This window comes from Ruegeria sp. BC3, assembly GCF_056539265.1.
Genome location: NZ_JBQFUP010000008.1, coordinates 78,080 through 95,178 on the forward strand (window position 1 = coordinate 78,080; position 17,099 = coordinate 95,178).

General features: G+C 59.2%; 24 protein-coding genes. 7 read left to right on the forward strand and 17 right to left on the reverse strand.

The window, feature by feature from the left end; genetic code table 11:
• Positions 1-19: 19 nt before the first annotated feature.
• Entirely contained in the window at positions 20-829 is an 810-nt protein-coding gene (locus tag ACR0MV_RS18555; protein WP_170428969.1) for a division plane positioning ATPase MipZ, read from the reverse strand.
• Between the two features lie 217 nt (positions 830-1,046).
• Between ACR0MV_RS18555 and ACR0MV_RS18560 the strand changes: the two genes are divergently transcribed.
• Together ACR0MV_RS18560 and ACR0MV_RS18565 are read left to right on the forward strand one after the other, a co-directional pair.
• Positions 1,047-1,934 carry an AEC family transporter gene (locus ACR0MV_RS18560; protein ID WP_480703226.1) on the forward strand — a complete coding sequence of 296 codons (888 nt, stop codon included), beginning with the start codon at positions 1,047-1,049 and terminating at the stop codon, positions 1,932-1,934.
• A gap of 80 nt (positions 1,935-2,014) precedes the next feature.
• Complete coding sequence (locus ACR0MV_RS18565; protein WP_480703227.1) at positions 2,015-3,613, forward strand: MFS transporter; 1,599 nt, start codon at positions 2,015-2,017, stop codon at positions 3,611-3,613.
• Positions 3,614-3,619: 6 nt separating this feature from the next.
• Here the strand turns inward: ACR0MV_RS18565 and ACR0MV_RS18570 are convergent, their stop codons facing one another.
• The 3 genes from ACR0MV_RS18570 to rplS form a co-directional block, all read right to left on the reverse strand.
• On the reverse strand, positions 3,620-3,847 hold the full coding sequence (locus tag ACR0MV_RS18570) for a hypothetical protein (protein WP_170428957.1): 228 nt from the start codon (positions 3,845-3,847) through the stop codon (positions 3,620-3,622).
• Between the two features lie 180 nt (positions 3,848-4,027).
• Positions 4,028-4,249, reverse strand: coding sequence for a 50S ribosomal protein L31 (gene rpmE, locus ACR0MV_RS18575; protein ID WP_170428949.1), 222 nt, complete (start codon positions 4,247-4,249; stop codon positions 4,028-4,030).
• An 11-nt stretch (positions 4,250-4,260) separates the two neighbouring features.
• A complete protein-coding gene (gene rplS / locus ACR0MV_RS18580; RefSeq protein WP_170328369.1) occupies positions 4,261-4,644 on the reverse strand; it encodes a 50S ribosomal protein L19 in 384 nt (127 codons plus the stop codon).
• Between the two features lie 380 nt (positions 4,645-5,024).
• Between rplS and ACR0MV_RS18585 the strand changes: the two genes are divergently transcribed.
• Positions 5,025-5,825, forward strand: a complete 801-nt coding sequence (locus tag ACR0MV_RS18585; RefSeq protein ID WP_170428947.1) for a glycoside hydrolase family 25 protein — start codon at positions 5,025-5,027, stop codon at positions 5,823-5,825.
• On the opposite strand, the gene trmD is transcribed toward ACR0MV_RS18585, so the two are convergent.
• The 11 genes from trmD to ACR0MV_RS18640 all read right to left on the reverse strand — a co-directional run bounded on the left by trmD (position 5,822) and on the right by ACR0MV_RS18640 (position 12,842).
• A complete protein-coding gene (trmD, locus tag ACR0MV_RS18590; RefSeq protein ID WP_480703229.1) occupies positions 5,822-6,625 on the reverse strand; it encodes a tRNA (guanosine(37)-N1)-methyltransferase TrmD in 804 nt (267 codons plus the stop codon). The two genes, ACR0MV_RS18585 and trmD, sit on opposite strands and share 4 nt — an antisense overlap.
• Positions 6,622-7,437 (reverse strand): hypothetical protein, encoded by an 816-nt coding sequence (locus tag ACR0MV_RS18595; protein ID WP_480703231.1) that lies wholly within the window; start codon positions 7,435-7,437, stop codon positions 6,622-6,624. The genes trmD and ACR0MV_RS18595 overlap by 4 nt, the downstream gene beginning before the upstream one ends.
• The gene (gene rimM, locus ACR0MV_RS18600; RefSeq protein ID WP_480703233.1) at positions 7,437-7,940 is read right to left on the reverse strand and encodes a ribosome maturation factor RimM; all 504 of its coding nucleotides are present in this window, start codon (positions 7,938-7,940) and stop codon (positions 7,437-7,439) included. The genes ACR0MV_RS18595 and rimM overlap by 1 nt, the downstream gene beginning before the upstream one ends.
• Positions 7,933-8,082, reverse strand: a complete 150-nt coding sequence (locus ACR0MV_RS18605) for a hypothetical protein (RefSeq protein WP_170428934.1) — start codon at positions 8,080-8,082, stop codon at positions 7,933-7,935. The genes rimM and ACR0MV_RS18605 overlap by 8 nt, the downstream gene beginning before the upstream one ends.
• A 6-nt stretch (positions 8,083-8,088) precedes the next feature.
• Positions 8,089-8,724, reverse strand: coding sequence for a 5,6-dimethylbenzimidazole synthase (gene bluB, locus ACR0MV_RS18610; RefSeq protein ID WP_170428931.1), 636 nt, complete (start codon positions 8,722-8,724; stop codon positions 8,089-8,091).
• A 12-nt stretch (positions 8,725-8,736) separates the two neighbouring features.
• Positions 8,737-9,126 (reverse strand): 30S ribosomal protein S16, encoded by a 390-nt coding sequence (rpsP, locus tag ACR0MV_RS18615; protein ID WP_170428928.1) that lies wholly within the window; start codon positions 9,124-9,126, stop codon positions 8,737-8,739.
• Between the two features lie 42 nt (positions 9,127-9,168).
• Positions 9,169-9,465: a chorismate mutase gene (locus tag ACR0MV_RS18620; protein ID WP_170428925.1), complete on the reverse strand. Its 297-nt coding sequence runs from the start codon at positions 9,463-9,465 to the stop codon at positions 9,169-9,171.
• On the reverse strand, positions 9,462-10,013 hold the full coding sequence (locus ACR0MV_RS18625; RefSeq protein ID WP_480703234.1) for a GNAT family N-acetyltransferase: 552 nt from the start codon (positions 10,011-10,013) through the stop codon (positions 9,462-9,464). The genes ACR0MV_RS18620 and ACR0MV_RS18625 overlap by 4 nt, the downstream gene beginning before the upstream one ends.
• Complete coding sequence (locus ACR0MV_RS18630) at positions 10,010-10,600, reverse strand: GNAT family N-acetyltransferase (RefSeq protein ID WP_480703235.1); 591 nt, start codon at positions 10,598-10,600, stop codon at positions 10,010-10,012. Before ACR0MV_RS18630 ends, ACR0MV_RS18625 begins: the two co-directional genes overlap by 4 nt.
• A gap of 57 nt (positions 10,601-10,657) precedes the next feature.
• Complete coding sequence (gene ffh / locus ACR0MV_RS18635; protein ID WP_170428916.1) at positions 10,658-12,163, reverse strand: signal recognition particle protein; 1,506 nt, start codon at positions 12,161-12,163, stop codon at positions 10,658-10,660.
• A 160-nt stretch (positions 12,164-12,323) separates the two neighbouring features.
• On the reverse strand, positions 12,324-12,842 hold the full coding sequence (locus tag ACR0MV_RS18640) for a hypothetical protein (protein WP_480703236.1): 519 nt from the start codon (positions 12,840-12,842) through the stop codon (positions 12,324-12,326).
• A gap of 88 nt (positions 12,843-12,930) precedes the next feature.
• On the opposite strand from ACR0MV_RS18640, the gene ACR0MV_RS18645 reads away from it, so the two are divergent.
• The gene (locus ACR0MV_RS18645) at positions 12,931-13,461 is read left to right on the forward strand and encodes a prolyl-tRNA synthetase associated domain-containing protein (RefSeq protein WP_480703237.1); all 531 of its coding nucleotides are present in this window, start codon (positions 12,931-12,933) and stop codon (positions 13,459-13,461) included.
• Here the strand turns inward: ACR0MV_RS18645 and ACR0MV_RS18650 are convergent, their stop codons facing one another.
• Positions 13,462-14,202, reverse strand: coding sequence for an aspartate/glutamate racemase family protein (locus tag ACR0MV_RS18650; RefSeq protein WP_480703238.1), 741 nt, complete (start codon positions 14,200-14,202; stop codon positions 13,462-13,464).
• Positions 14,203-14,275: 73 nt separating this feature from the next.
• Positions 14,276-14,857: an FMN-dependent NADH-azoreductase gene (locus ACR0MV_RS18655; RefSeq protein ID WP_480703239.1), complete on the reverse strand. Its 582-nt coding sequence runs from the start codon at positions 14,855-14,857 to the stop codon at positions 14,276-14,278.
• A 120-nt stretch (positions 14,858-14,977) separates the two neighbouring features.
• Here ACR0MV_RS18655 and ACR0MV_RS18660 point away from each other — a divergent pair, with 120 nt between their 5' ends.
• The 3 genes from ACR0MV_RS18660 to ACR0MV_RS18670 are packed head-to-tail and all read left to right on the forward strand — an operon-like array spanning position 14,978 to position 17,092.
• Positions 14,978-15,856 (forward strand): LysR family transcriptional regulator, encoded by an 879-nt coding sequence (locus ACR0MV_RS18660; RefSeq protein WP_480703289.1) that lies wholly within the window; start codon positions 14,978-14,980, stop codon positions 15,854-15,856.
• Positions 15,853-16,767, forward strand: a complete 915-nt coding sequence (locus ACR0MV_RS18665) for a DMT family transporter (RefSeq protein ID WP_480703241.1) — start codon at positions 15,853-15,855, stop codon at positions 16,765-16,767. The genes ACR0MV_RS18660 and ACR0MV_RS18665 overlap by 4 nt, the downstream gene beginning before the upstream one ends.
• Positions 16,768-16,825: 58 nt before the next feature.
• Positions 16,826-17,092: a hypothetical protein gene (locus tag ACR0MV_RS18670; protein WP_480703243.1), complete on the forward strand. Its 267-nt coding sequence runs from the start codon at positions 16,826-16,828 to the stop codon at positions 17,090-17,092.
• Positions 17,093-17,099: the final 7 nt, after the last annotated feature.

Genomic DNA, 17,099 nt, shown 5'->3' on the forward strand with positions numbered 1-17,099 from the left:
GTTATCCGGGGCTGATGCCTCAGAAGTCGATTTCGACGCCCGGTAGGTTCAGCTCTTTCATCATGTCGCGCAGCTCTTGCCGGGCGGCGATGTTCGAGATGTTGAGCTGTTTGACCCCGATGTCCTTGAGGTCCAGCAGGGTCAGTCCGCGCGGGAACAGTTCGCGAAAGATAACACGTTCGGAAAAGCCCGAAGCGATGCGGAACCCGATCCGCTGCGAAAGCATTTCGATCGCGCGCTGCATCTTTTCCTTGTTGACCATGCGCTGAGTACCGACGCGGTTGCGGACCACGACCCAGTCGATGGGTTTTAACCCGGCCTGCGCGCGCAACTGCCGCGCGTTCCAGACCATTTCGGAATAGACCGACGGCCCCAGGATTTTTTCACCCTTCGAGTCGATGCGCGCCAACAGGTCAAAATCGATGAAGCTGTCGTTCAGTGGCGTGACCAGCGTATCGGCCAGCGAATGCGCCACCTGGCTGAGGCGGGTGTGCGAGCCGGGACAGTCGATCAGGATAAAGTCGCTGTCACTTTCCAGTTCGGACACGGCGGCGGACAGGCGGTGGTCATAAATGTTCTCGCCCGGCTTCAGCTTGGTCGCGTCAATCTCGGGCAGATCATGGTGGCGCGGGCTGGGCAGCGTAAGGTCCGAGTTCTTCAGAAAGTTCATACGGTTTTCGAAGTACCGACCAAGGCTGCGCTGCCGCAGGTCCAGGTCCAGCGTGCTGACTTTGTGACCCAAACGCGCCAGTGCCGTGGCTACATGCATCGACACGGTCGATTTGCCTGCGCCGCCCTTCTCGTTCCCCACCACGATGATATGTGCCATGCCTGTATTCCCGTGTCCCGCCGTGCTTAACCACACGTTGTTACGCACCACTATATGTTGTAGAGGCCGGGAAGGGAAGAACCCCAAGCGCCATGACAGGGCAATATCAGGCTCTAATCCGGAAAACTCAATCGGGTGCGTTGGTTAGGCCCAGTGCTTGCCAAAGCTGCCGGCCTGTTTCACTGTCCAAATCAGGGTTTTGCTACAGGGGAACCGGTTGGACCATTTGTTTCTGAACGTTTTTAACGTGGTTCTGCCGGTGCTGATTTGTGCCGGGATCGGCTATGCCCTGGCCGTTATCAAAGCGCCGTTTGACAACAAGGTTATAGGGGGCATTGTCTCACGGGTCGGGTACCCCACGCTTATCATCTCGCATCTTTCCACGACCAAAATTGCGGTAAGTACCTTTATGGACGTTATGGCGGCGGCGGCATTGGCCATTACGGGGTTCGGCGTATTGGGTTTTGTTGTGCTGAAGGCAATGCGCCTGCCTATTCGTGCTTTTCTGACACCGCTGATGCACGGGAATGTCGGTAATATCGGCTTGCCGATCACGTTGCTTGCGCTGGGCGACGCGGGCATGGCCTACACGATGGGTTTTGTCGTTGTTGTGCTGATTAGCATCTTTACAGTGGGTATGTGGATTCCTGCGGGTGAGTTCTCGCCCCGGAAACTGGCCATGTCCCCGATCATTTATGCAGTGGTCATCTCGCTGATCTTGATGGCGACGGGGTATAGCTTGCCGCAGCCAGTGGCTAAATCCTTCGACATCCTGGGCGGTTTGTCGATCCCGCTGATGCTGCTGACGCTGGGCCATACGCTGGCGACTTTGCAGATCAAAAGCCTTGGTCGGGCGGTGCTGCTGACAGTTCTTCATCTGGTCATGGCAGTTACCATCGCCAGTGCGCTGGTGTGGTCGTTCGGGTTCACTGGGGCGGAACGTGGCGCGGTGATCCTGTGTTGCCTGATGCCGTCTTCGGTGGCGACGTATTTGTTCATCGACCAGCATGTGCCTGAATACGGACCGGATGTTGCGGGCTTTATCCTTGTATCGACTTTGGCCACGATCCTCGTCCTGCCGATTGCGTTGTCCTATTGGATCTGAGCCGCACCCTATGCGCAGCGAAAAAAATCGCTAAACTGCTGAATAATTGCATTAAAGATCAACAGTTTTAGGGTGGTGTTATGACCGAAAAGCCGTCTGCTGATCCGGTTCACCAGGGCGGTGCCCGCGTTGTATTGGCGATGACGGCCATCTGCATGATGGTTGTCGGCTTCAACACCACCGCCGTGGCGACCATTCTGCCCAATCTGAAATCCGAGTTCGATTTGACCCCATCCGGCCTGCAATGGGTGATGGCGTCTTATACGGTGGCCAGCGCTTCGTTGGTGACCATCGTCAGCCGTCTGGGTGACATCACCGGCAAGATGGGTGTCTTTTTCTTCGGCATGATCGTCTTTGCCATCGGCTCTACTTCGGTCCTGTTTGCGCAAGACGGCGCAATGTTGTTGTTCGGTCGCGGTGCGCAGGGAGCAGGGGCTGCTGCCCTGTTCGGGACGTCGCTATCTTTGCTGACCGCCGCCACGCCCGAGGAACAACGCGCAAGCGTCACAGGGGCATGGGGCGCAATCGTCGGGCTTGCCATCGGGGTTGGACCCATCGTCGGAGGGGCCTTTGCGCATTACATCAGCTGGCGGGCCGTCTTTGCGACGGACCTTGTTCTACTCGTCGCTGCTTTCGTTATCGGTCTGACCGTTAGCAAACGGGGCTATGTGCCGGACACGCGCCTGGCCGGTGCAAAGTTTGACTATCCGGGGGCCTTTGCCGTGTTGTTTTTTCTGGGGCCGTTATCCTTTGCCCTTAGCAATGGTGAAAGCAGCGGATGGGCGACGCCTCTGACCCTGGTGCCGCTGGCCGTTGCTGCGCTGGCAACGATCATCCTTGTCATCGTCTCCCGGCGCAGCGACGATCCATTGATCGAGCTGCGCTACTTCAAGCACCCGCGCTATTTCATGGCGGCCGCTGGCATGTTCTTCACCGGCTTCACGCTGTTTTGCTTCTTTGTCTATTTCAATACTTTCGTCCAATCACCGGATGCCTTTGGGTATTCGCCAATCGGCGCAGGGCTCGCGATCATGCCGCTTAGCCTCAGCATGTTCGTCGTGTCGGTCACTGCGCCACGTTTCCTGGCACCCTACAGCTTTCAGTGGCCCATCGCGATTGGGCTGGGGGCAATGGCCTGTGGGTTCCTGTTGCTGATGACAACAACGAATACGACGCAATATGCCGAAATCTGGTGGAAACTGGTGATCGTCGGCATCGGGTTGGGGATCTGCTTCTCGCTGCTGCCCCGTCTGGGCCTGCGCCTGCTGCCGGAAGAGCATGTAGGGCAGGGGTCCGGTGTGATCAACGCTTGTCTCTATTTCGGCGCTACCTTGGGTGCCGTGGTGGGTGGTCTGGCCGAGGCGATCACCACTCGCCGAGGGCTGTCCGAGGTCATCGCGGCTCTGCCCGCAGGTTCAACCCAGCGTGAGGATTTGGCCCACGCGCTGACCCACGGAACGCCCAGCCAGATTCAGCAATTGATCGCGGCTATGGACCCTGAGACCAGCATGACACTGGCCAAGGCTCTGCGTGACGTGCAGGACAATGCCTTTGATAGTGCAATGTTGATGGCCGCTATTGCGGCACTTGCTGGTATGGGACTGGCTTTCATGTTGCTGCGAGGGCCAGTGCCACCTGTCCACAGCGCGGTTGATCTGACACGCGGGCCGCAAAGCTGAAGGCCGTTAGCCTCCCAGGTACACCTTGTCTTTGGGGCGATAGAAGACCTTTTGATCGTGAAGCTTGCCCAAAAGATCGTGAATTCGCCGCAGTGTGTCCTCGCGTTCGGCCTTGCCGGCATCGCCTTCTTGCAGCGCGGCTTGCGACAGGGTTGCAACCGAACCACGCAGCGCTGTTTCGATCAGGTCCATATCCTCAACCGACAGTTCGATCATGTCATTGTACTGGGGCATGTTCCGGGGCCTCCGACGGCTGAGTTGGACAATCACCGCTCAGTTTAGCATCTTTCGCCGTCCCTCGAAATCATCCCTGACGCCGGGTGAAATTTTGCTGGCTCGCTATTGGTGTCGACGGTCCAAAAACGAAAAAGGCCGCCCCAAGGGACGGCCTTTTGCAATTCAACCCGGTCAGGCTTAGAAGCCCAGACCTTCGTATTTCTTCTTGAACTTCGACACGCGGCCGCCGGCGTCCATCAGGCGCGACGAACCACCGGTCCACGCGGGGTGCGAGGAGGGGTCGATTTCCAGAGCCAGTTGGTCGCCCTCGGCGCCCCAGGTGGATTTCATCTGAACCACGGTGCCATCGGTCATTTTGACGTTGATGACGTGATAATCGGGATGGATGTCTTTTTTCATCTTTCCGCTCCTTACGCCTCGGCGCCAGCCTTGGGCTTGTAGTTGGTAACCTCTGCGATACGCGCGGATTTACCACGGCGCGAGCGCAGGTAGTACAGTTTGGCGCGACGGACGCGGCCACGGCGGACAACGGTGATGCTGTCGATGTTGGTCGAATGCAGCGGGAACACACGCTCCACACCTTCGCCAAACGAAATCTTGCGGACGGTGAACGAACCGGCGATGCCGCTGCCACCTTTGCGCGCGATGCAGACGCCTTCGTAGTTCTGCACACGGGTACGCGACCCTTCGGTCACTTTAAAGCCGACACGGATGGTGTCACCGGCTTTGAAATCGGGGATGTCTTTCCCCAGGGCGGCAATCTGTTCCGCCTCAAGCTGTGCGATCAGGTCCATCGCAGTTACTCCTATCTGCTCGTGGTTGGTCCACGAAGTTAAGCACGGGCTGAGAGCTCTTGGTCTTCACCGGGTCCTGCGTACAGCCCGCCAGAGGTCAGATCGAATGTTCCTTATGTCTGGTCTGCGCTGCCGCGCCGGGGCCGAAGAAAGCCGGGCGTCACGACATATTTCAAACCAATACACCGGAGTCGCATGTCGCGGCACCGGATTGCGCTGCTTTACGGGCTTTGTGCGCAGGGATCAAGCCTGAATCGCCATAAAATTCGGGGTTTCGCCGGTGGGATTTCGCCACCCAAAGACAACACCGTTGCCTTGTGGCGCGGATCAGGCATTCTGAAGGGAATTACAAGAGCAGAAATTTAGAACAGGACCTTACCATGCGTACAGCTTTGATGCTGGCTGTTATGGCCTTTGCGACCCTGTCTTGCGGTCGAAGCAGCCCTCCACCACAGCAGGTTGAGGCGAAGGCATTTCTCAGCACTACCTCGCCCTCAGTTATCTTCCCCAAGTTCGGCGATGCGGACCCGCATCCGTGGGAGGGGCGGCATCCCGGTCACTACCCGGTGCATGGGCTGGACGTTTCACGCTGGCAGGGGCCGATCGACTGGCGCAGGGCCAAGGCGTCTGGGGTCAGCTTCGTGTTTATCAAAGCGACCGAAGGCGGGGATGTCGCCGACCCGATGTTCGATGACCACCGCACCGGCGCGCAGACAGCGGGAGTGCCCTGGGGTGCTTATCACTACTACTATTTCTGTCGCCCAGCACATGAACAGGCCAAATGGTTCATCGAGAACGTGCCGAAAGGCGCGGACCTGCCGCACGTGCTTGACATGGAGTGGACGCCGCATTCCAAGACATGCACCATACGACCAGATGGCGCGACGGTTCGCGCCGAGGCTCAGCGTTTCCTGAACATTCTTGAGCGTCATTATGGCCGCCGTCCAATAGTCTACACGACCGTGGATTTCTACGGTGACACGGATATCGGCCGCCTACCCAAGACAGAGTTCTGGCTGCGCTCGGTCGCCGGGCACCCGCGCAATGTCTACCCGAAGGCCGTTTGGCGATTCTGGCAATACACGGGCACCGGCCTGGTACCGGGCGTTCAGGGCAAAGTGGACATCAACACGTTCAACGGCCCGCCCGAGATTTGGGCACGTTGGAAGGCGGGGGGTTAGTCGCTGTCGGTTTTTTTCCGGTAGCTGTCCCAAAGGTCCGGACGCCGTTCACGGGTGATCTGCTCGGACATTTGATGTCGCCATTCGGCTATACGGCCATGGTGGCCGGACATCAGGATATCTGGGATCGGACGCCCTTTCCATTCCGCCGGTCGAGTGTATTGCGGGTGTTCCAACAGGCCAGACGAAAAGCTCTCTTCTTCCGCCGAGGCCTGATTGCCCAGGACGCCGGGGATCAACCTTACGGTCGCGTCGATCAGGGCCTGCGCCGCGATTTCGCCGCCGGTCATCACGAAGTCGCCCAAGCTGACTTCCTGAACGCCATAATGCTCCAGCACACGCTCATCGACACCTTCGAAGCGGCCGCAGAGCAGCGTCATCCCATCGCAGCGCGCGAGGTTCTGCATCATGCGTTGGTCCATCCGTCGACCGCGCGGGCTTAGGTAGATCAGCGGCCAATTACCCTGAATGCCGGCCATTGTGTGTTCGATGGCTTCGCCCAACACATCGGCGCGCAGCACCATGCCTGCGCCGCCGCCTGCAGGCGTATCGTCGACATTGCGATGCTTGCCCACGCCGAACTGGCGCAAGTCCACGGTTTCCAACTGCCACAACCCCTCTTGCAGGGCTTTCCCGGTCAGGCTTTCGCCTAGAACCCCGGGAAAGGCCGAGGGAAACAGGGTGATGATCTTGGCCTTCCAGACCCCGTGCAAATCTGGGGTCGGGGTCAGTAATTCGCGCGGCTTGAGCGTGGGCCGAATTGCTTTGCGTCCGTGAGATTTACCTGGCTTGTCTGTCATGTCGTGCCGACCATTGCGTTTTTTGCCTGTTCAATAATGTCGGCCTTTTGCCGGGTCAGAGCGGCTTCGTCCAGTCGGGATCGGTTTAGATTCAGCAACTCGGCCAGCACATCTTCTGGCAGGCGCGTGTTGATCTTAGTGGGCGGCACCAACTGTCTGGCCTTTTCCTGGGGCAAGTTCAGGAAGTCGGCAAAGGGCGTACCAGAGCCAAAGCGGCGCAACTGCATCTCTTCCAGCCAGTCTTCGGTGACACTGACCGAGGGCAGCTTTTTTCGGATGTCTTCAACGGTGTCCTCAAGCGAAGGTAGGTGATCCATGTTCGCGCGGAACGCCTCAAAATCCTGGACCTCGCGCGTTCTTTCAAGGTCATGCGCCCAAAGGCTTCGCAGCCAGGAACCGCGCTGGCGCAGGGACAGGTAGATCGTGATGTCGACCTCCTGACCTGCGAACCGGTCCCGAATGGCATCAACGACACAGGCGGCCAGATCCGGTGCTGCTGCATAGCCTTGGTCGATGTTTCGGCTGGGGCGCAGGCCACTGAAATTCTCTTCGCTCAGGATCAGACCGCGCCGTGTGCCAAAATTTCGTGTGGCCAGATAATCCCGCAGTTGCGTGCTGAAATCGGACAACGTGCCAAGCGTGCCGTAGATGGAGTGCCGTGTAGCGGCATTCGACAAGCCAAGCTTGCGCGTCTTGTAGGGCAACATCAGGGCAAAGTGCGGCCAGATCAGCTCGCGGTTTTCATATAGAAACGACTGTGCCGCTGTGGTCCCGGTCTTGTGAAATCCCAAATGCAGCAGAACGCGCCGCATCAGATAAGCCCTTCGGGCGGGTCCGCGATAATGCGGCCTTTGTCCAGGTCGACCGTAGGGACAGCCTCCAGCGTAAAAGGCAGTAATACGGTGGCTTTCAAGCCCGGCCCATGCAGTTCCAGCAGGTCCGCGGCGCCGTGGTTCTGGACCGACTTAACCCGGCCCAGCAATGCACCGCCTGTGTCATAAACCTCAAGCCCGATCAGATCGGTGTGGTAGAATTCATCGTCCGGCAAAGACGGCAGCTGGTCACGCCGGGCAAACAGGCGCAGGCCCTTCAGCTCGTCGGCCTGTTCCTTGGTCTCAACACCGCCCAGACGGGCGGCAAAACCGTTCTTGATCGCCTTGGTAAGAACCAGCGGATAGCGTTCCTTGCCGTGCTCATCAGTCAGCGGCGAATAGGCTTCGATGTCTTCGGGGGTGGCGCAATAGCTTTTCAACCGCACTTCCCCACGCACGCCGTATGACCCGGCAAGGGTGCCCACGCAGATCAGATCAGTCATTTGGCCCTTCCGTCGTCACACATAGCCCATCTTGCCAGTCGCCGCGCGCGGCGCACGCCTCGCGCTGGTTCGAGCGTTCAAAAAACACTCCGACAATAAATGCGATCAGCAAAAGGATGGGAAGTCGTATCAGTCCAAACATCTGGTTTTATCGTGTTTCCAGATGCAAACGCGCGTTGCGCTTTTCCCAGCCTGCGCGCTCAAGCTCGGGTCGTTCCGACATCTCTTCGGGCCAGCCCACGCAGTAGTAACCGACTAGAGACCAATCGTCCGGTACATCCAAGTCGCGTTTCATCTGTTCGGGATCCAGGATCGAAACCCAACCCAGGCCAAGCCCTTCGGCCCTCAGGGCCAGCCAGAACAAGGTGATCGCGGCGACGACCGAATAGCGACGCATTTCAGGCATCGTGCCCGCACCCAGGCCAAGGCCTTTGTTTGTGCTCTCGTCCGAGAACACAGCCAGTTGGACGGGCGCTTCCTGCATGCCGGACAGTTTCAGGCGGCTGTATTTCAGCGCCTTGTCGCCGGAATAGCCTGCCAGGGCCTGTTCATTGGCGTTTTGGAAATTCTTCAGCGCCGCAGCGCGTGCCGCTTCGCTTTCAACGCGAACAACGCGCCAGGGTTCGCTGAGCCCCACAGAGGGGGCCAGTCGAAACGTGTCGAGGCAGCGCATCAGCACCGCCTCGTCCACTGGGTCTGTTCGGAACCGGCGCACATCGCGCCGGAGCCGCATCAGCAGTTCGAACTGCGTGCGAAAATCGTCGGTGAAAGTCTGATCCTGCACGCGACCGCCTGCTTATTCTTCTGCCGCAGCTTCTTCAGCCGGTGCAGCTGCAGCTTCGGCCGCTTCAGCAGCTTTTGCAGCTTTCTCTTCAGCGCGTTCCTGAGCTTTCTTGCCCGGGGTACCCTTGTTGGGGTTGTTGCGCTCGGCTTTTTCGCGGGTGCCTGCTGCTTCCAGCATGCGTGCAATACGGTCGGTGGGCTGGGCGCCCTGGTCCAGCCAATACTGAACGCGCTCCATGTTCATTTTCACGCGCTCTTCGCTGTCTTTCGGCAGCAGCGGATTGTAGGTGCCCAGTTTCTCGATGAAACGGCCGTCGCGCGGCATGCGGCTGTCAGCAGCCACGATGCGGTAGAAGGGACGCTTTTTCGAGCCGCCGCGGGCGAGACGAATTTTCATTGCCATGGTGGTATCTCCTTTGAATGGCGTATCCGGTAGTTCACCGGTTTAGTTCTGGTGTTTCTTGTGGTGTCGGATGACTTCCTGAATGATGAAATTCAGGAAAGCCTTGGCGAAATCGGGGTCCAGATCGGCCTTTTCCGCCAGGTCTTCAAGCCGTGCGATCTGCGCTGCCTCGCGCGAGGGATCGGACGGGGGAAGGTCGTGTTCGGCCTTGAGCTTGCCAACGGCCTGTGTGTGCTTGAACCGTTCGCCCAGGGTATAGACGAGGATCGCGTCCAGCCGGTCGATGCTTTCACGATGCTCTTTCAGCAACGTCGCAGCCCGTGTGACGGGGTTGTTCATTGGCCGGTCCTTTCGGTGGTCAAAGCAGGATCAGTGAGTTCAAGTTTCGGATGCCGCCAGACCTGACAGCTTGTGCCCACGGCTTCGCCTTCGCGCTCATAGGTTGCACCAAGCCGTTCGGCCAGCGCACGCGAGCGGTCGTTGTTGTGGGCGATGTATGAAATCGGGGCATTGATACCCTGATGCTGGGCGGCATACGCGCGGGCCGTGGTTGCCGCTTCGAAGGCGATGCTTTTGCCTTCAAACCCTTCGAACACAACCCATCCCAATTCGGGTTCGTCCCAGCCCGGCGCGTTAATGATCCCCGTCCAGCCTGCGAAAGCTCCGCTGGCCTTTTCGACGATGTGCCACCCGCCATAGCCCATGATCGCCCAATGACCGAACCGGCCCAGCAGAGACCGCCAGGCTTCGAGCGGAGTTTTTGGGCCGCCGACCATTTGGCTGCGCTCGGACGCAAAGAAAGCCGTCATCGCAGGCAGGTCGTCTTCATGCGGAGCGCGCAGGATCAGGTTTTCGGTTTCAACGGTAGGAATGGTGTACGAGGTCATGCGTATGCCTCCATCCCGCCGTCGCCGTCGGATGAGAAGTGGCGATAGACCAGAGTAACGCCATCCTCTTCTGCAATTTCGCGTTCAACAAAAGCGCCAAGCCGTTCCGCCAACCGAGCAGAGCGTTCGTTGCCTTTGACAACAAAGCTGGCGAGCGTATCCCAGCCGAGTTGGTCGAACGCAAAATCCCGCGCGGCAGAAGCGGCTTCAAACGCGTATCCCTGTCCCTCACCGGCTTCGGTGAAAATGAAGCCGAGCTCTGGCTCGGGGTCTTCGGGCTCGAACCCGAGCACTACAAATCCCAGCAACTGTGCATTGTCTTTGGCGCAGACCGACCACATGCCATGGCCGCGCAGCGACCAGATGGCGACCATCTGCGCGAAGTCATACCACGCATCCTCGCGCGTCATGATCGTCAGATACCGAGCGCGCGGGCTGGCAACGATCTGGGCGTAGATGTCGAAATCCGACAATTGCGGCGCGCGCAGAACAAGACGCTCGGTTTCCAGCGTCGGGACGGCACTTGCCACCCGAGCGGCCAGTTCGGCCCCCTGAGCATTCGGCGCAGCTTCGAACCGGAAGGTCATTGCAGAACCTCCGGTTTGGCGCATGCGCGCTGGGATATGCAGGGGGCGAAAGCCACGTTACTTCTTCTTGCCAAACCCGCTGAGGCCCGGAGGCAAAGCCATGCCGCCGCCCATACCGGGCATGCCGGGCATCTTGCCGCCCATCGCCTTTGCCGCCTGTTCCAGCGCCTTGGGGTCCATGCCTGCAGCCATTTCCTCGGGCGAGGGGCCGCCTTTGCCGAACATGCCCTTCATGGCCTGTTTCAGCATCTTGCCTTTGCCCATCTTGCCCATCTTTTTCATCATGTCCGACATCTGCCGGTGCATCTTGAGCAGCTTGTTGAGGTCGCTGACCTCCATCCCCGAACCAGCGGCAATCCGTTTCTTGCGGCTGGCTTGCAGCAACTGCGGGTTGGCGCGTTCGCGTTTGGTCATCGACTGGATCATGGCGATCTGCTGGCGCAGGATCTTGTCGTCCAGACCGGCCTGATCCATCTGCTTGGCCATCTTGCCCATGCCCGGCATCATGCCCATCATGCCCTGCATGCCGCCCATCTGGATCATCTGTTCCAGCTGCATCTTCAGGTCGTTCATGTTGAACTGACCTTTGACCATGCGCTTCATCATGCGCTCGGTCTGTTCCATCTCCATCGTTTCCTGGGCTTTTTCGACCAGAGCAACGATGTCGCCCATGCCCAGAATACGACCGGCGATCCGGTCCGGCTCGAAGGTTTCGAGCGCGTCCATCTTCTCGCCCAGACCGACAAAGCGGATCGGCTTGCCGGTGACCGCGCGCATCGACAGCGCCGCACCACCGCGCCCGTCACCGTCCATCCGGGTTAGAACCACGCCCGAGATGCCGACCTTGGCGTCAAACTCCTCGGCGACCTCAACGGCGACCTGACCAGTCAGGCCGTCGACCACCAGCAGGGTTTCACGCGGATCGACTGCGTTGCGAACCTGCTCGACTTCGTCCATCAGGACTTCGTCGATATGCAGACGGCCCGCAGTGTCGAGCATGTAGACGTCGTAGCCACCCAGCGTCGCCTGCTGTTTAGCGCGCTTGGCAATATCGACGGGTTTCTGGCCGGGAACGATCGGTAGCGTATCGACGCCGACCTGAGTGCCCAGCACCGCCAGCTGATCCATCGCTGCCGGACGATAGACGTCCAGCGAGGCCATCAGGACCTTTTTGCCCTCTTTCTCTTTCAGACGTTTGGCGAGCTTACCGGTTGTCGTCGTTTTACCCGAGCCCTGCAGACCAACCATCAGGATCGGGGCGGGTGGGTTGTCGATCTTTAGCGCACCGGGATCTTCCTCGCCGCGTAACACATCGACCAGTGCATCATGTACGATTTTGACGACCTGCTGACCGGGCGTGACCGATTTGGTCACGGCCTGACCGGTGGCCTGATCCTGCACCTTCTTAACGAATTCGCGGGCAACCGGCAGCGAGACGTCAGCCTCAAGCAGCGCAACCCGAACCTCACGCAGGGCGGTCTTGACGTCTTCTTCGGACAGAGCACCCTGTTTCGTCAGCCGATCAAAGACGCCAGAGAGGCGTTCGGATAGATTTTCAAACATGCCTTCGGCCTCCTTAGCCGGTTATCTGGTGGCACTTCCTAGGTAGGAAACACCGGTTAAATACACAATTGCCCCCACGGGCGAAACTCGCTGGTGGGGGGCGATCCCTGAACGACTCAAGGGACCGGAAGATCAGACGCTTCCGGATGTTTGCGGCGATTTAGGCCGATTGGCTGGCAGAGTCAACCTTGCGCGCGGGTAGCCAGTCATTGACGGCATCCACCAGCCGCTGCGCGCCATGTCCGCTGACATAAGCTTCGACAATCGGGTGGCGACCCGCACTCATGCCTTTTTCCAGGATCAGAACGGGGCGATGCATCTTGGACGTGGTCCTGTCGCGGCGCGAGGTGGTGGTTTCAACCTCGGCATGGGACAGGTTCGACAGCTCATGTTCCACCGTGCCATATCCAAAGACCGATTGGCGACGGATCACAATGCTATTGCTGTTGCGGTCCAGAATAACCTGAACGCGGCGCACAAAGACACAGAATGCGCCGATCCCCATCCCGCCACCGAACAGGGCAAAGAAGATGCCGAACAAAATGCCCTCGCCACCTTCGCTGGCCATGAACAGGCCGACGCCGACAAAGACGAGGATGAAGAAGACCAGCGAGATGCCGATGAACCACGGTGCGTTGGACAGGATCAATTGGTCGGGTGTATTGCGCGTCACTTTCATGGCGGCACGCTAACACTGAATTCTGGCACTGTCGTGGCTTGAATTCACCGCCATGTTGCGCGATGAGCGCGCCAAACAGGAGGTTCCCATGGACGCATCATCCGCTTTTCAGGACACGCTGCCGCTCAGCTCTGACGCGCTGTTGGCGCAGCTGGACGATTGGGGGCTGTCCTATCGGCTGCATACTCACATTCCATTGCGTACGGTGGAGGAGTCAAAGGCGGTTGAGGATCAGTTCATGGTGCCGGGCGAAAACGCCCTGCGGCTGAAGAATCTATACCTGCGCGACAAGAAAAAGCGAAACTATCTTGTGACGCTGGAACAAAACCGCGAGATCGACCTCAAGGCGTTAGGGGCCGAGCTGGGCGTGGGCAATCTGTCCTTCGGGTCCGCAGACCGGCTGTTGCAGAACCTGGGCATTCGTCCCGGTGCGGTCAGCCCTTTGGCGATGATCAACGGCGTGCAGAACAACGTGCGGTTCTTCATGGACGCCTCTGCTCAGACGGCGGACGTCGTCTATATGCACCCGCTGGTCAACGACCGAACCGTCGCTGTTGCGCGCGACGACCTGATGGCCTTCTTTGACCGGATCGGGTGCGAGGTCACCTGGCTTCCGTGATCAGTCCACCAACGCCTCTTTCAGTGCGGCTGAAACATGGGCGGCGGAGGGGTTGACGAACAGGTGGCCGTCCGCTTCGAACACGGGGTCGTCCAGATGAACGGGGAAGGCCAGCGGCAGTTCGGTGCAGGCCAACAGAATTGCTGTCCCGGGGCTGGCGTGCTTGTCACAAAAAGCCAGCAGCCTTTTTCGCGCATTGTCTGAGGCTCCACCATAGAAATCGCTATCGATCATGGCCTGCATTTCGGTGATTTCAGCTTCAGGAAGGCGGTCATTTGCGGCAATTCCGTCGGTGGCCAAGCGGTCAGCGTAGTTGCTGGCTTGCATAGTCACGGTCGTTCCCAAAACCAGCGCTGTCGAGGCACCGGTGGATGCGGTCGCCTCAGCAGTGGCATCGAAAATACTGAGAATGGGCATGGTGACGCCCTGCCGGATTGCGTGCAGGCGCGCGTGCGGAGTGTTGGAGGCGATGATGCCAAAGTCGCAACCGGCGTTTTCCAGTGTCAACAGCGCCTCGCGGAAGACCGCGTCAAACCCGGCCCAACTCGCCTCGTCCCCGGCGTTGCCACGCAAAGCCCGGGTCTTGGCCTGCGTCACGGATTCGATTGTCATGGGTGGGATCGGCAAAGGAGATCCATGACCTCGCTCGGCGAAGTGTCGGCTGGCTCCTTCGGCAATGGCCCGGTAGTAGTCCACGGTCGAGGCCCAGCCAACGCCGCCCAGAATACCGATTTTCTTCATAGTACACGCCCAGTCTGCCAAGTTCGGTTCGGGTGCAGACTGGACGCTTCAAAAGGTAAAGGCCAGAGCCGGATCAGGCGGCCAGTTCCAATACCGCCTTTTGCGCGTTGGCCAGCGCGGCCTCTGCATCCAGCGCCATTCGGTCAGCAGCCACGACGTCAACATTGTGGATGCCGATGAAACCCAACACATGCTTGGCATAGTAGGTGGCAAAGTCGATTTCGGACCCGACTTCGGTGCCACCTGATGCGATGGCGAGGATTGCGCGTTTGCCTTCCAGCAAACCCTTGGGGCCGTTTTCCGAATAAGCAAAGGTCAGACCGGCTCGGGCAACGAGGTCAATCCAGGCTTTGAAGGCGGCAGGCACCGAAAAGTTGTAGATCGGCAGCCCAATCACCAGCGTATCCGCCTTTTGCAGTTCGCCTACTAGCTCATCGGACAGGGCCAGCAGGTCGCGCTGGACCTCATCCCGCTGATCTGCAGGGGTGAAGTTGGCGTTGATCCAGTCTTCGGTCAGCAGCGGCAGGGGGCTCGCCAGATCGCGGCGGATGATGCGCTCTGCGCCCAAATGCCCGACAATCTGGTTGGACAGGTCACGAGTGGCCGATCCGGTGCGGCGGGCCGAAGCGTCGATATGCAGAATGGTTTTGGTCATGTCAGCGGTTCCTATTTTTGCAGGGATTCTGTTTCTGGAACCAATATGAGTGTTGTGTCTGCGAACGAAACGCAGATATACCAACAGGTATTGTTGGATTTTGCACAATGGGTTTGGGTGATGGACAATTGGGACGAAGTCAAAACGGCCTATCAGGTGGCCCGGATGGGCACTGTCAGCGGTGCGGCCGAGATTCTTGGTGTGCATCATGCCACCGTGATCCGCCATATCGACGCGATTGAAGCGCGGCTGGGTGTCAAGCTGTTCCAACGCCATGCGCGCGGGTACACCCCAACCGACGCTGGCGAAGACTTGTTGCGTGTTGCTCAGGCTACCGAGGATCAGTTCAATCAGTTGGTCGGCCGCATGAAAGGGCGCGGCGATGATGTCTCGGGCGAGTTGGTGGTGACTTCGCTGGCGTCGCTGGCGCCTCTGGTCGTGCCTGCCTTGTCCGAATTCCAGACGATGCATCCCGGCCTGATCGTGCGCTACCTGACCGGCGACCGCCTGTTCCGCCTTGAATATGGCGAGGCGCATGTGGCCATTCGCGCCGGTGCCGCACCGGATCAGCCCGACAATGTTGTGCAGCCATTTATCCCTCAGGAAGTCGGGTTGTTCGCCAGCAAGTCCTACATCGCGCGCCGCGGCAAGCCGTCAAACCTGGAAGAATTCCCCAATCATCTGTTCGTCAGCACGGACGATGAAAACAGCCGGGCCCCGTTCGCCAAGTGGCTGCGCGAAACTGTACCGGCTGAGGCTATCGCCTTTCGCTGCACCAACAACTTCTGCATGCGAGAAGCGGTGTTGGCCGGGGCCGGGATCGGCTTTATGGCCCGGTGGGAAGCGTCGCGCGACCCCGAACTGGTCGAAGTTATGGAGCCACTGCCCGAATGGTCCGGCAAGCTGTGGCTGGTAACCCATGTGGACCTTCACCGAACGACAAAGGTTCAGGCCTTCCTTTCCTTCCTCAAGGAACAGTCCAAGGGCTGGCTTTCGTGACACCGCAGGCGCGTGGCCATCTGGCCATGATCACATTCTCGATTTTGGTGGCGGGCAGTTTCTCGCTCGGGTCCATCGTAGCCAACCAGATCGCGCCTTTGGCGATAACCGCCGGTCGGTTTCTGATCGCCGCGGTTATCATCGGTGTCGCGGCGCTGGCGACCATTGGCCTGCCACGCAGCGCGGTACAGGCCCCTTGGCGGTATGGCGTCTTAGGTGGATTGTTCGCCACCTATTTTGTCCTGATGTTCTACGGCCTGAAGACCGCTGATCCGGTTAGCACTTCTGCGGTGTTCACGCTTACGCCGGTCATGTCCGCCATTGCTGGCTGGGTTCTGTTGCGGCAAGTCACCACTCCGCGTATGGCGCTGGCCCTGACGGTGGGGGCGACTGGAGCCATGTGGGTAATCTTTCGGGCCGATTGGCAGGCCTTTCATGCCTTTCAGATTGGGATCGGAGAGATCATCTTTTTCTGGGGCTGCATGGCCCACGCGATCTACACCCCAATGGTGCGCAAGCTGAACAGGGGCGAACCAGCCGTCGTATTCACTTTCGGCACGCTGGTTGCGGGCTGTGTGATCCTGACGATTGTCGGTTGGTCAGACATTCGTGCCACCGATTGGGCGAACCTTCCGCTGATCGTCTGGGTCAGCCTGCTGTACTTGTCGTTCTTTGCCACGGCGGCCAGCTTTGTTCTGGTGCAGTTCGCAGCGCTGCGCCTGCCGTCTGCCAAGGTCATGGCATACACTTACATCATCCCGACTTGGGTGATCTTGTGGGAAATCGCACTGGGACGGCCTGCGCCGACAAGCCTTGTGCTGGTGGGCGTGCTTTTGACCGTGACTGCACTGGTCCTGCTGCTCAAAAGCGAAGACCGGCCCGTTGTTGGCGCTGCGCATCAATCCGAATGATGCTTGCTATTTCGCTATAAACCTTCACCCTGCCGATCAGAACAACCAGGAGGATAGAATGAGGTCAGCCATTTTCGGTGTCGCCGCTGCGACCTTGTCAGCCTGCGCTCAGGGCGCGTCTGAAACGCCGCTTCAGGCCTCATGCGAAGCGTTGGTTTCGGCCGAGACGGGCGTCCAGGCGGCGGATGTCAAAGCCACTTCGACCGAGTCTGTTCCGACCGGGACCATCACGACGGTCGAGGTTGCAGGCGCTCAAGCCCCATGGCTGTGCCTGGCAGATGCCACCGGCGTGGTGATCGGCGTCGAGTACAGTCAGGAAGGGTAATCCTTAA